We start from the raw sequence: 12,196 nt of genomic DNA, 5'->3' as shown, positions 1-12,196 counted from the left end.
GCGATCCTGTAGTCTGCGCAGTTCGCAACGGGCCACGGCAGGAGCTGAGCGATGAAGCCGGACGTCCACGCCTTCTTCGACGAGGCGACCAATACCGTCAGCTATGCGGTCGCCGATCCCGCCACCGGAACCGCCGCCCTGATCGACCCCGTCCTCGACTTCGACCCGAAGTCGGGCCGCACCGGCACCGCGTCCGCGGACCGGCTGATCGGGCATGTGCGCGGCCGGGGGCTGACGGTCGACTGGATCCTGGAGACGCACGTCCATGCCGACCACCTGTCGGCGGCCGCCTACGTGAAGGGGGCGGTCGGCGGCCGCATCGGGATCGGCGAGCACATCCGGCAGGTCCAGGAGGTCTTCAAGGCGCTCTTCAACATGGAACCGGGCTTCGTCGCCGACGGGGGCCAGTTCGACCACCTGTTCGCCGACGGCGAGCGGTTCCGGATCGGGTCGATCGATGCCCGGGCGCTGCACACCCCCGGCCACACGCCCGCCGACCTGACCTATGTCGTCGGGGACGCGGCCTTCGTCGGCGACACGCTGTTCCAGCCGGACTACGGGACGGCGCGCACCGACTTCCCGGGCGGCGACGCCCGGTCGCTGTACCGGTCGATCCGCCGCATCCTCGACCTGCCGCCGCACACGCGCCTGTTCACCGGCCACGACTACAAGCCCCCGGGGCGCGACCGCTATCTCTGGGAGAGCACGGTCGCCGAGCAGCGGGCCGACAACGTCCATGTCCGCGACGGCGTCACCGAGGAGGAGTTCGTCGCCATGCGGACGGCCCGCGACGCCAAGCTGCAGATGCCGGCGCTGATCCTGCCCTCGGTGCAGGTGAACGTGCGGGGCGGGCAGTTCCCGCCGGCCGAGGACAACGGCGTCCGCTACCTGAAGATCCCGATCGACGCGCTCTGAACGCCCGGCAGACGCCTTACTCCACGAGGCGCGCGTCCCAGGCCTCGCCGATGGTCGCGTAGCCGTCGAGCGTGCCGTAGTCGAGGGCCTTCTCGGCCATGATGTCCCGGACCTGCTCTTCCGTCAGGGCGACGAGGCGCAGGACGTCGCCGTCGAGGCGCATCGCCTCGACCGGGATCGCCACCCGGCCGGTCGCCACGCCGAGCCAGCCCTGCGTCTCGACCACGGCGAGCAGGCGGCGGTCGGTACCGATCATCACCGTCTCGACGTCGCCGACCTCTTCGCCCTGCGCATCGTAGACCCGCATCCCCTCGAGCGCCGCGGGGTCCATCTCCCGCAGGCCCGGGTCGATCTCGATCCGCTCCAGCTGCCCGATCGCGGAGGGCGGCGCCGGTCGGATCGTCTCGCCGGTCTGGGCGAGGGCCGGCAGCGCGGAGGCCAGCAGCAGGGTGCTTGCGGCGAGGGGCGGCAGGTATCGCATCGTCGAGGCTCCGTGTTCGCGCGAAAGGGACGGCCCTGAAGGCAACATCCCGACCGCACCCGCGGTTCCGGCGCCCTCAGGCGATCGGCCCGCGAGGCGCGAGCAGGATCGTGCCTGCGCCGGCCAGGCACAGCGACGCGCCGACGAGGTCCCACGGGTCCGGCGCTTGGTCTTCGACCATCCACAGCCACAGCAGCGACGCGGCGATGTACACGCCGCCATAGGCGGCATAGGCTCGGCCGGCGAAGTCCAGCTGCACGCGGGTCAGCAGCCACGCGAACACCGCGAGGCTGGCCAGGCCGGGAAGCACCCACCACGCCCCCTGGCCGAGGCGCAGCCACGCCCAGAAGCAGAAGCAGCCCGCGATCTCCGCAAGCGCGGCGAGCGCGTAGATCGGGAAGGACGCCATCTCAGATCACCGCCAGGTACCAGTCCATCTCCCGCCGGTCGTACAGGGCCTCGAACTTGCGCAGTTCTCCCCCGCGCACGGCGGAATAGAGGCGGTGATAGTCGCCGCCGATATAGCCGGGCAGGACCTGCCCCGCCTCGAAGGCGTCCAGCGCCTCCGGCAGGCGCCGCGGCAGCGCCGGCAGCCCGCCGGGGCCGGCATCGTAGGCGTTGCCGGTGACGGGGGCGGGCGGCTCGACCTTGCGGGCGATGCCGTGGTGCAGCCCCGCGAGCACGGCCGCGAGCGCCAGATAGGGGTTCGCGTCGGCCCCGGCCAGCCGGTGCTCGATCCGGCGCGACGGGCCGGAGCCCAGCGTGCGCACCGCGACCGTCCGGTTGTCCTCGCCCCAGGTGGGCACGGTCGGGGCGTAGGAGCCGCGCTGCAGCCGCCGGAACGAGTTGGCGTTCGGGGCGAAGATCGCCATCGCCTCGGCCATGGTGGCGAGCAGCCCGCCCACGGCATGGCGCAGCACCGCCTCGTCCTCCAGGACGTTCCGGCCGTCGCGGTCGAGCAGGCTGACATGCATGTGCAGGCCGCTGCCGGAATGCCCGCCATAGGGCTTGGCCATGAAGGTCGCGTCCATGCCCTGCGCCCGCGCGACGCCGCGTACGGCCCGCTTCAGGAGTACGGCCTCGTCGGCGGCGCGCAGCGCGTCCGGCCCATGCTCAAGGTTGATCTCGAACTGGCCCGGCGCGTATTCGGCCAGGATGCTGCCGGTGACGACGCCTTGCCGCGCGCAGGCCTCGGCGACCGCCGACAGGTAGGGGCCGTATGCCTCCAGCTCGTCGATGGCGTATGTCTGGATCGACCAGTCCCTGCGGCCGGTCAGGGGTGAGCGGGGCGGCTGGGGCCCGCCCCCGGGCGTACGCTCGGCGTCCACGAGGTAGAATTCCAGCTCGCAGGCCACGACCGGCGTCAGCCCCAGATCGGCCAGATGCCCCACGGTGCGCGCCAGCACGTGGCGGGGATCGCCGAAGAACGGCCGCCCGTCGGGCTCCATCAGCGTCATCAGCAGGCAGGAGGCGTGCTCGCCGGCCCAGGGGACCGGCATCACCCGGCCGTCGGCCGGCACCAGGAGCTTGTCGCCGTCGCCTGTCGCGAGCGCCAGCCCCGCCTCGTCGACGTTCTCGCCATGGATGTCGAGCGCGTGGAGCGAGCCGATCAGCGGCACCCCCGCGTGGAGCACGTGGTCGAGCTCGCGGGCAGGCACCCGCTTGCCGCGCGTGACGCCGCTCAGATCGGTGAGGAGAAGCTCGATCGCGGCTGCGGGGTGGTGCTGGGTGTCCGGCGGCATCTCTGGTCCCGGGCTGGCGGTTGCGCGTTTGCGACGGCGAGAGTGGACGATGGCGCGCATCGCGGCAACCGTCGCCGCCCGCTCGCGGAGGCTTGCCCGGCATGCCGCCGACGCAATAGCCTCCGTGTTCCCGCACCGGAGACCCGCCATGCCCCGCGCCTCGACCCTTCTTCTCGCCGCAGCGCTCGTGCTCGCCGCCTGCACCGGCGAGCGCAACGCGTCTCCTGCCGGCGGCACGGACGGCGCGGCCTCGTGCTCGCGCTCCTGCAGCCGCGACTACGACGTCTGCATGGAGGCCGGCGCCACCCGCGGCTCGAACAGCACGTTGCGCGGGATGTCCTGCGACCGGCAGTTCCGCCAGTGCACCGCGGTCTGCCGCGCGGCATCCTGAGCGGCACCCTTTCGCCCGAGGAGCCACGATCCTAAATTGGCCGGCATGAGATACCTCGCCCTGCTCCTGCTGCTCCTCGCGGCGATGCCTGCCGCCGCCGCGGCGGAACGCGCCGTGCCGGGATCGCGCGAGGAGATCGCCCTGTCCTTCGCGCCGGTGGTCCGCCGCGCGGCGCCGGCCGTCGTCAACATCTACACCCGCCGGGTCGTGCGCGAGCGCACGCCGCCGCTGTTCGACGACCCGCTGTTCCGCCGCTTCTTCGGCGACGCGGCCCCGTTCGGCGCCCCGCGCCAGCGGGTCCAGAACTCGCTCGGCTCCGGCGTCATCGTCGATCCGACGGGGCTCGTCGTGACCAACCACCACGTGATCCAGGGCAGCGACCAGATCACGGTCGTGCTCGCGGACCGCCGCGAGTTCGAGGCGCGGCTCGTCGGCTCGGACGAGCGCACCGACCTCGCCGTGCTCAGGATCGAGTCGCCCGGCGGCGGGCCGCTGCCCTATCTGGATCTGCGCGACAGCGACGAGCTGGAGGTCGGCGACCTGGTGCTGGCGATCGGCAACCCCTTCGGCGTCGGCCAGACCGTCACCAGCGGCATCGTCTCGGCGGTGGCCCGGACCGCGGTCGGGATCGGCGACTACAGTTTCTTCATCCAGACCGATGCCGCGATCAACCCCGGGAACTCCGGCGGCGCGCTGGTCGCGATGGACGGCAGGCTGGTCGGCATCAACACCGCGATCTTCTCTCGCTCCGGCGGCAACCACGGCATCGGCTTCGCCGTGCCGTCCAACATGGTCCGCACCGTCGTCGACGCGGTGGGCAACGGCGGCCGGCTGGTCCGGCCCTGGCTCGGCGTGTCCGGGCAGCCGGTGACGGCCGACATCGCGGCCTCGCTCGGGCTCGCCCGGCCGGCGGGCGTGCTGGTGAACGGGCTGGACCCGCGCAGCCCGGCGGTGGCGGCGGGGCTGCGCGTCGGCGACGTCATCGCCGCGGTCAACGGCCGCCCCGTCGACGAGCTGGAAGCGCTGCGCTACCGCATCGCCACCCTGCCGGCCGGCGGCCGCGCGGTGCTCGAGGTCGCGCGCGGCGGGATCGTTCGCGAGGTGGCGGTCACCGTCGGCCCGCCGCCGGAGGACCCGCCCCGCGACACCACGGTCCTGGGCGGCCGGCATCCCCTTACGGGCGCCACGGTCGCCAACCTGTCTCCCGCCCTGGCCGAGGAGATCCGGTTCGAGGGCGCAGCCCAGGGCGTCGTCGTGCTGTCGGTCGCGCGCGGCAGCCCGGCGGCCCGGCTCGGGCTCGAGCCGGGCGACGTCGTCCTGCGCATCAACGACCGCGACGTGACGGACGTCCGGACCCTGGAACGCCAGCTCGGCGGCAGGGGCGGATGGACCGTGGCGATCCGGCGGGGCGAGAGGGTGCTGAGCGTGCAGGTGGTGGGATGAACCCGGGACTGTTCGATGCGTCGGCCCCCCGTCCGCTCGCCGACCGGCTGCGGCCGGAGCGCCTGGAGGACGTGGTCGGGCAGGAGCACCTGCTGACCGGCGACGGGCCGCTCGCCCGCATGCTGCGTGCGCGGCGCATCGCCTCGATGGTCCTGTGGGGCCCGCCCGGCGTCGGCAAGACGACGGTCGCGCGCCTGCTGGCGGAGCGGACGGACCTTCACTTCGAGCCGCTGTCCGCCGTCTTCTCCGGCGTCGCCGACCTGCGCAAGGTGTTCGAGGCGGCCCGTCAGCGCCGCGTGGGCGGGCGCGGCACGCTGCTGTTCATAGACGAGATCCACCGCTTCAACCGCGCCCAGCAGGACGGCTTCCTGCCCTTCGTCGAGGACGGCACGGTGACCCTGGTCGGGGCGACGACCGAGAACCCGTCCTTCGAGCTGAACGCGGCCCTGCTGTCGCGCTGCCAGGTGCTGGTGCTCAACCGCCTGGACGATGCCGCGCTCGAGCGGCTGCTGGCGCGCGCCGAGGCGGAGATGGGCAGGCCGCTGCCGCTGGACGGCGACGCGCGGTCGGCGCTGAAGGCGATGGCCGACGGCGACGGCCGCTACCTGCTGAACCTGTGCGAGGAGGTGTTCGCGGTCGATGCCGGCCGCGTCCTCGACGTCGCGGCGCTGGCGGCCACGGTCCAGAAGCGCGCACCGCTGTACGACAAGGGGCAGGAGGGGCACTACAACCTGATCAGCGCGCTGCACAAGTCGGTCCGGGGCTCGGACTGCGACGCGGCGCTGTACTGGCTGGCGCGGATGCTGGCCGGCGGCGAGGACCCGCGCTACGTGGCGCGCCGGCTGGTCCGGATGGCGGTCGAGGACATCGGCCTCGCCGACCCCGACGCGCTCGGCCAGACGATCTCGGCCTGGGACGCCTACGAGCGGCTCGGCAGCCCGGAGGGCGAGCTGGCGCTCGCCCAATGCGTGATCTACCTGGCGACGGCGCCGAAGTCGAACGCCGCCTACGTCGCCTTCAAGGCCGCCCAGCGCGCGGCGCGCGAGACCGGCTCGCTGATGCCGCCGATGCACATCCTGAACGCGCCGACGCGGATGATGAAGGACCTCGGCTACGGCAAGGGCTACCGCTACGATCCGGACGCCCCCGAGGGCTTCAGCGGCCAGAACTACTTCCCGGACGCGATGGCGCGCCAGCAGTTCTACCAGCCGGTCGAGCGCGGCTTCGAGCGCGAGATCCGCAAGCGCATCGATTACTGGTCGAAGCTGCGGGACCGCCCGCAGGAATGACGGGCGGCCACCGCGCCGCCTACGGACGAGCCGTCTGCTCGCCCTGCGCGGATGTCGCCTGGCCTTCCTCGGTCAGGGCGACGGCGGGACCGGCCGGGGCCTCGCCCCAGACGGTCTCGAGCCGCTCCGCGCGTCCGCACCGCCACTTGTAGTACGCGTAGGTGAGCGGATTCTTCTCGTGATAGTCCTGGTGGTAGGTTTCCGCCGCGAAGAACGGCGCGGCCGCCTCGATCCCGGTCGCCACGGGCTGGTCGAAGCGCCGTTTGACGGCCTGCTTGGAAATCTCCGCGAGGCGCTGCTGCTCATCGCCGATCGGGAACAGCGCGCTCCGGTACTGGTCGCCCCGGTCGCAGAACTGGCCGCCGCCGTCGAACGGGTCGACATTGGTCCAGAACACGTCGAGCAGCTCGGAATAGCCCACCACGTCGGGATCGTAGCGTACCCGGACCGCTTCGGCATGGCCCGTGCCGCCGGCCGACACCTGTTCGTAGGACGGGTTCGGAACCGTGCCCGCCGTGAACCCGGAGACGGTCTCCGTCACGCCTTCCACCTTGTCGAAGGCTTCCTCGACGCACCAGAAGCAGCCTCCGGCGAAGACGGCAGTCGTCTGTTCGGTTCCGGTCGCCTGTTCGGTTCCGGCCGCCTGTCCGGTCCCCGGCGTCTGCGCGCCCGCCGCCGTCGCGGCCGGGCCGGCGAGCAGGGCGCTCAGGCCGAGACCCAGGAGCAATGGTCTGATCATGGAACCTCCTTCCGGGAACGGCCGTCAGGCCGGCACGAAGTCGAGCGCGACGCCGTTCATGCAGTAGCGCAGCCCCGTCGGTTCGGGGCCGTCGTCGAAGACGTGGCCGAGATGCCCGCCGCAGCGCGCGCAATGCACTTCGGTGCGGACCGCGAACCAGCTGCGGTCCTCGGACGTGCCGACCGCTTGCGGCAACGGCTTGAAGAAGCTGGGCCAGCCGGTGCCGCTGTCGTACTTGGCCTCGGAGGAGAACACCGGCTGCGCGCAGCCGGCGCAGTTGAAGAGGCCGCTGCGCTTCTCATGGTCGAGAGGGCTGGTTCCGGCCCGCTCGGTGCCGTGATCGCGCAGGACGCGGTACTGTTCGGCCGTAAGGGTGCGCCGCCATTCGGCGTCGGTCTTCACGACGTCGAAGCCGCCGGAAGGAGCAGGCGCCGCCATCGACGGCGTGCCGGCGCCCAGCCTCGCGGCCATGCCGGCGCCGAGCGCCGCGACGCTGCCGAGCAGGAAATGCCGTTTCGTCATCATCGTCACCAACTCCGCGATCGTGCCTGCGTTCCGGATACATATGATGCGCGGCCGGGAGATTGCCGCAAATTTGTCCCGGGGCGCGCCCCGCGGCCCGGCGCGGGGGCTTCCCCCGCCGTCCGGCGCGCGATAGAACCTCCGGCGCAATGAGTCCCGAATTCGACCGTTTCGTCGCCATCGACTGGTCCGGCGCCAGAGGCAGCCGGTACCGGGGCATCGCCGTCGCGCAATGCGGCCCGGGCGACGAGGCGCCGCGGCTGGTCCCGGCTCCGGACGGCTGGTGGTCGCGCGGCGCCGTGCTCGACTGGCTGCGGCGGGACGCTCCCGGCCGGGTGCTGGCCGGGTTCGACTTCGCGTTCTCGCTCCCCTTCGCCAAGGCCGGGCGCCATTTCGCCGATCCCGGGGCGGCGGGCGCCTTCGACCTCTGGGACCTTGTGGAGCGGGCCTGCGGGGACGCCCCGGACTTCCTGGGCAGCCCCTTCGTCGAAACCGCGCCCTTCGCGGCCGATTTCTGGGTCCGGGGCCCGCGGCCGGCCGGATACGTGGACGCCCGGCGCGAGACCGAGCGGGTGTGCATGGAGGAAGGCCTCGGCCATCCGCAGAGCCCCTACCACCTGATCGGCAGCAAGCAGGTCGGCCGCGGCGCGCTTGCGGGAATGCGGGTGCTGCGCCGGCTCAGGCACGATCTCGGGCGCGACGTCGCGATATGGCCGTTCGAGGCCGAGACCGCGGACCGCCTGGTCTGCGTCGAGATCTATCCCCGTCTTTTCCTGCGGCTCGCCGGCTTCGGCACGCGCAAGGTCCGGGACCGGGCGGCGCTCGACGGCTGCCTGGCGCGCCTCGGCTCGCGCCCGACCGGGACGGGCGGCGCCCCCGACGACCACCAGGCCGACGCGCTGGTGTCGGCGGCGGGCCTGCGCCGCCTCGCCGCGGAGGCATCGGCCTGGCGGCCCTGCCGCCTGGACGAGCGGTCCCGCCGCCGGGACGGCTGGATTTTCGGCGTCGGCCTCGGTATCGGCACCGGCGCCATTCGGCGGGGCGACAGGACGGGTCCCGCCGCCCTATAGTGTGCCCGCCCGCCCAAGGCCGGGCGGGCAATGAAACGGAACGGGTGGCGTGAGCGAGGTTCAGACGCGAGTGGTCGCGGCGGACGAGGCCGACATCAGGCTCGACCGCTGGTTCAAGCGACATTTCCCCCACCTCGGCCACGGTCACCTGGAGCGGCTGCTGCGCACCGGCCAGATCCGGGTCGACGGCAAGCGCGCCAAGGCCAATGCCAGGCTGGAGCCCGGGCAGTCGGTCAGGGTGCCGCCGCTCGGCGAGGAGCCCGAAGGACGGCACGCCGGCGACCGGCCGCCCGACAGGCTCAACAGGCTCAAGGTCAGCGACGCCGAGGCCAGGGCGCTGCTCGCCCGCGTGCTGTGGCGCGACGACGACGTGATCGCGTTCGACAAGCCGGCTGGCCTGGCGGTCCAGGGCGGGACCGGGACGACGAAGCATCTGGACGCGATGCTCGACCTGCTGCGTTTCGACGCGGCGGAGCGTCCCCGCCTCGTGCACAGGCTCGACAAGGACACCAGCGGCGTGTTGCTGCTGGCGCGCACCGCCTTCGCGGCCAGCCGGCTCGCCGAGGCGTTCCGGGGCAAGACCGCCCGCAAGTACTATTGGGCCGTCACGGTCGGCGTCCCGCGGCCGTTCCAGGGCCGCATCGACGCCCCGCTGGCGAAGGAGACGGGCCCCCGCGGCGAGCGCGTCGCCCATGACGAGGAGGAGGGCCGCAAGGCCGTCTCGCTCTACAGCGTGCTTGAGCCCGCGGGCAAGCGGGCGGCGAGGGTCGCGCTGTGGCCGCTGACCGGCCGGACCCACCAGCTTCGCGTCCACATGGCGGCGATCGGCACGCCGATCCTCGGCGACGGGAAGTACGGCGGGGCGGAGGCCTTCATCGCGGGGGCGGACCTTCCCCGCCAGCTCCACCTGCACGCCTGGCGCATCATCGTCCCGCATCCCCGCGGCGGCCGGGCGATCGACGTGAGCGCGCCGCTGCCCGCGCACATGGAACGGACCTGGGGCTATTTCGGCTTCGACCGGGAGGAGCGCGGCGATCCGTTCGCGGACGCCGAATGAGCGGCGAGCCGGCATCCGCGCCGGGCCGCCTGCGGCTCGCGATCTTCGACTGCGACGGGACCCTGGTCGACAGCCAGCATGCGATCGTCTCGGCGATGGCGTCGGCCTGGCGGTCCTGCGGCCTGCCCGAGCCGGAGCCGCACGCGGTCCGGCGCATCGTCGGGCTCTCCGTCCTCGACGCGGTCGCGCGCCTGCTGCCCGAAGGCCCGCCCGACCTCCACCTGACCCTGGCCGAGCGCTACAAGACGGCGTTCCGCGACAGCCGGCTGCGCGGGGAGCTGGAGGAGCCGCTGTTCCCGGGCATCGCGGCGGCGATCGAGGACCTCGACGCCGAGGGCGTCCTGCTCGGGATCGCCACGGGCAAGTCGCGCCGCGGCCTGCTGTCGACGCTGGAGCGCCACGGCCTGCGCAGCCGTTTCGTGACGCTCCAGACCGCCGACGACTGCGCGGGCAAGCCGGACCCCGACATGGTCCTGCGGGCCATGTCCGAGACCGGCGCCGGGGCGGGGGACACGGTGGTAATCGGCGACACGACTTACGACATGGGGATGGCGCGCAGCGCCGCCGTCGGGGCGGTGGGCGTGGCATGGGGCTATCACGAGCCGGAAGAGCTGGCGGCCGCCGGCGCCCAGGCGATCTGCCGGACCTGCGGGGAGGTGCCGGGCGCCGTCCGCCGGCTTCTGCAGCCGATGGGAACTCGGACATGAAGAGAGTTTACAAGACCGTCGCCGTCGCCGAGATGGGGCCGGGCGAAGGGTGGGAGGTCCGCCTCGACGGCCGGCCGCTGCGCACGCCGGGGCGGGCTCCGCTCGTCCTGCGGCAGAAGGCGCTCGCGGACGCCATCGCGGCCGAATGGGACGCCCAGGACGAAGAGGTGCGGCCCGACGCGATGCCGCTGATGCAGCTCGCGAGCACGGCGGTGGATCGGGTGGCGCCTGCCCGCGACGCGATCGTCGACGGGGTGGTCCGCTACGCCGGGACCGACCTGCTGTGCTACCGCGCCGACGAGGCCCAGCCGGCGCTCCAGGAACGCCAGGCCCGGGTGTGGCAGCCGATCCTGGACTGGGCGGCGCTGCGCTACGACGCCCGTCTCGCGGTACGCGCGGGCCTGATGCCGGTGGAGCAGCCGCAGGGCGCCATCCAGGCGCTGCGCGCGGCGGTGGAGGCGCTCGACGACATGACCTTGTCGGGGGTGCAGAACGCGACCGCGGTCCTGGGCTCGCTGGTCCTGGCGCTGGCCTTGCACGACGGCCGGGTTTCGGCCGAGGAGGCGTTCGAGGCGTCCCAGCTCGACGAGACGTTCCAGATCGAGCAATGGGGCGAGGACGCCGAGGCGGCGCGGCGGCGCGAGATGATCCGCGCCGACATCCTGGGTACGCGCCGCTTCCTCGACCTGCTCCGGGCCGGATGAGCCGCGCTACCCTGCCGTGCCGCCCTGCCGCGCGCTTGCCAATCCCTGCCGGGGCCGCTATCAGGCCCGCAGCGACTGCACGGGGCCTGACGCCATGACGCTCGACCAACTCGAAGCCAAGATGAAGCAGAGGCTTCCCCATTTCCGTTCCTTCGGCCGCACGGCGCTGTTCGACTTCGGCGGCGACGGCAGTCTGCTGCTCGACGCGTCGCGCAGCCCGGCGACGCTGACGCGCGGAACCGGGGACGCCGATACCACGATCCGTATGACGATGGACAATTTCGACCGGATGATCAGCGGGCAGTTGAGCCCGACCCTGGCGTTCGCCACCGGGCGGCTGAAGGTCGCGGGCTCGATGGGCCTGGCCCTCAAGCTCGCGACGCTGCTCGAGGAAGACTGACCGGCCCCGACGGAGCGCGCGGATGACGATGTCGGAGAACGAACCGGGCCGCGAGGCCGATGGCGACCCTGGCGGCGCCCCTGGCGGCGACGGTGATGGCGGCCGCGGGCGCCTGCGCGGCTTCCTGAACCATCTGATCGTCTTCTTCCTGGTGATGATCGTGCTGGTCCCCGTCAACTTCGTCCTCACGCCGGACCGGCCCTGGTTCGTCTTCCTGCTGGTCGGCTGGGGCGCGCCCCTGGCCCTGCATGCCGCTTACGCCATGGGGCTGTTCGGCTCGACGGGACGCGGGAGGCGATGACGGCGATGGAGCGCAAGGCGGTCAGGGTCGTCGTTTCCGGCAAGGTCCAGGGCGTGTGGTTCCGGGGCTGGACCGTCGATCAGGCGCGAGCGCGAGGCCTGTCCGGCTGGGTGCGCAACCGGGCGGACGGCACGGTGGAGGCGGTGTTCGCCGGCGACCCGGCGGCGGTGGACGCCATGGTGGTGGCATGCCGGGAAGGTCCCTGCCTCGCACGGGTGGACACCATCGACGTGGAACCGGCGGCCGACCCGGGGGACAGTTTCGAGCAGCGGGCCACGCTCTGAAACCGGCCCACTGTCGCTAACAAGTCAAGTTGTCCGGCGGCCGTAACAAGTGAGTTGTCCGCTTCGTTCACGATCCGGTCCGGGGGGCATGCCCCCCGGACCGGATCGTGCGGCGTGGAAGCGTGTCACGCCGCCTGGGTTTGGACGGCCC

At 72.7% G+C, this 12,196-nt stretch carries 16 protein-coding genes; 11 read left to right on the top strand and 5 right to left on the bottom strand.

Annotated features, from left to right (window positions below; genetic code table 11):
- The first annotated feature begins 51 nt into the window (after nucleotides 1-51).
- The gene (locus tag VGO20_RS22605; protein ID WP_327504648.1) at nucleotides 52-915 is read left to right on the top strand and encodes an MBL fold metallo-hydrolase; all 864 of its coding nucleotides are present in this window, start codon (nucleotides 52-54) and stop codon (nucleotides 913-915) included.
- A gap of 16 nt (nucleotides 916-931) precedes the next feature.
- On the opposite strand, the gene VGO20_RS22600 is transcribed toward VGO20_RS22605, so the two are convergent.
- From VGO20_RS22600 to VGO20_RS22590, 3 genes are all read right to left on the bottom strand, one after another.
- Nucleotides 932-1,396 (bottom strand): PRC-barrel domain-containing protein, encoded by a 465-nt coding sequence (locus tag VGO20_RS22600; RefSeq protein ID WP_327504647.1) that lies wholly within the window; start codon nucleotides 1,394-1,396, stop codon nucleotides 932-934.
- A gap of 76 nt (nucleotides 1,397-1,472) precedes the next feature.
- Nucleotides 1,473-1,805, bottom strand: coding sequence for a YnfA family protein (locus VGO20_RS22595; RefSeq protein ID WP_327504646.1), 333 nt, complete (start codon nucleotides 1,803-1,805; stop codon nucleotides 1,473-1,475).
- 1 nt (nucleotide 1,806) lies between these two features.
- The gene (locus VGO20_RS22590; RefSeq protein WP_327504645.1) at nucleotides 1,807-3,138 is read right to left on the bottom strand and encodes a glutamine synthetase family protein; all 1,332 of its coding nucleotides are present in this window, start codon (nucleotides 3,136-3,138) and stop codon (nucleotides 1,807-1,809) included.
- Between the two features lie 148 nt (nucleotides 3,139-3,286).
- On the opposite strand from VGO20_RS22590, the gene VGO20_RS22585 reads away from it, so the two are divergent.
- The 3 genes from VGO20_RS22585 to VGO20_RS22575 are packed head-to-tail and all read left to right on the top strand — an operon-like array spanning nucleotide 3,287 to nucleotide 6,261.
- On the top strand, nucleotides 3,287-3,529 hold the full coding sequence (locus tag VGO20_RS22585) for a hypothetical protein (protein ID WP_327504644.1): 243 nt from the start codon (nucleotides 3,287-3,289) through the stop codon (nucleotides 3,527-3,529).
- A gap of 45 nt (nucleotides 3,530-3,574) precedes the next feature.
- Nucleotides 3,575-4,972 carry a DegQ family serine endoprotease gene (locus VGO20_RS22580; RefSeq protein WP_327504643.1) on the top strand — a complete coding sequence of 466 codons (1,398 nt, stop codon included), beginning with the start codon at nucleotides 3,575-3,577 and terminating at the stop codon, nucleotides 4,970-4,972.
- Nucleotides 4,969-6,261 carry a replication-associated recombination protein A gene (locus VGO20_RS22575; protein ID WP_327504642.1) on the top strand — a complete coding sequence of 431 codons (1,293 nt, stop codon included), beginning with the start codon at nucleotides 4,969-4,971 and terminating at the stop codon, nucleotides 6,259-6,261. The genes VGO20_RS22580 and VGO20_RS22575 overlap by 4 nt, the downstream gene beginning before the upstream one ends.
- 19 nt (nucleotides 6,262-6,280) lie before the next feature.
- On the opposite strand, the gene msrA is transcribed toward VGO20_RS22575, so the two are convergent.
- Both msrA and msrB read right to left on the bottom strand, forming a co-directional pair.
- Entirely contained in the window at nucleotides 6,281-7,000 is a 720-nt protein-coding gene (msrA, locus tag VGO20_RS22570) for a peptide-methionine (S)-S-oxide reductase MsrA (RefSeq protein WP_327504641.1), read from the bottom strand.
- A gap of 24 nt (nucleotides 7,001-7,024) precedes the next feature.
- Entirely contained in the window at nucleotides 7,025-7,525 is a 501-nt protein-coding gene (gene msrB, locus VGO20_RS22565; protein ID WP_327504640.1) for a peptide-methionine (R)-S-oxide reductase MsrB, read from the bottom strand.
- Between the two features lie 146 nt (nucleotides 7,526-7,671).
- On the opposite strand from msrB, the gene VGO20_RS22560 reads away from it, so the two are divergent.
- From VGO20_RS22560 to VGO20_RS22530, 7 genes are all read left to right on the top strand, one after another.
- Complete coding sequence (locus VGO20_RS22560; RefSeq protein WP_327504639.1) at nucleotides 7,672-8,592, top strand: hypothetical protein; 921 nt, start codon at nucleotides 7,672-7,674, stop codon at nucleotides 8,590-8,592.
- Between the two features lie 49 nt (nucleotides 8,593-8,641).
- Nucleotides 8,642-9,649 carry an RluA family pseudouridine synthase gene (locus tag VGO20_RS22555; RefSeq protein ID WP_327504638.1) on the top strand — a complete coding sequence of 336 codons (1,008 nt, stop codon included), beginning with the start codon at nucleotides 8,642-8,644 and terminating at the stop codon, nucleotides 9,647-9,649.
- A complete protein-coding gene (locus VGO20_RS22550; RefSeq protein WP_327504637.1) occupies nucleotides 9,646-10,356 on the top strand; it encodes an HAD-IA family hydrolase in 711 nt (236 codons plus the stop codon). The genes VGO20_RS22555 and VGO20_RS22550 overlap by 4 nt, the downstream gene beginning before the upstream one ends.
- Entirely contained in the window at nucleotides 10,353-11,060 is a 708-nt protein-coding gene (locus VGO20_RS22545) for an ATP12 family chaperone protein (protein ID WP_327504636.1), read from the top strand. The genes VGO20_RS22550 and VGO20_RS22545 overlap by 4 nt, the downstream gene beginning before the upstream one ends.
- 94 nt (nucleotides 11,061-11,154) lie before the next feature.
- Nucleotides 11,155-11,460 (top strand): SCP2 sterol-binding domain-containing protein, encoded by a 306-nt coding sequence (locus VGO20_RS22540; RefSeq protein WP_327504635.1) that lies wholly within the window; start codon nucleotides 11,155-11,157, stop codon nucleotides 11,458-11,460.
- Nucleotides 11,461-11,482: 22 nt separating this feature from the next.
- Nucleotides 11,483-11,761 (top strand): 2TM domain-containing protein, encoded by a 279-nt coding sequence (locus VGO20_RS22535; protein ID WP_327504634.1) that lies wholly within the window; start codon nucleotides 11,483-11,485, stop codon nucleotides 11,759-11,761.
- Nucleotides 11,758-12,045 carry an acylphosphatase gene (locus tag VGO20_RS22530; RefSeq protein ID WP_327504633.1) on the top strand — a complete coding sequence of 96 codons (288 nt, stop codon included), beginning with the start codon at nucleotides 11,758-11,760 and terminating at the stop codon, nucleotides 12,043-12,045. The genes VGO20_RS22535 and VGO20_RS22530 overlap by 4 nt, the downstream gene beginning before the upstream one ends.
- Nucleotides 12,046-12,196: the final 151 nt, after the last annotated feature.

It is taken from the genome of Arenibaculum sp. (assembly GCF_035998295.1).
Taxonomy (GTDB): domain Bacteria; phylum Pseudomonadota; class Alphaproteobacteria; order Azospirillales; family Azospirillaceae; genus DASYHS01.
This window is presented reverse-complemented; position numbering and strand designations above follow the sequence as displayed.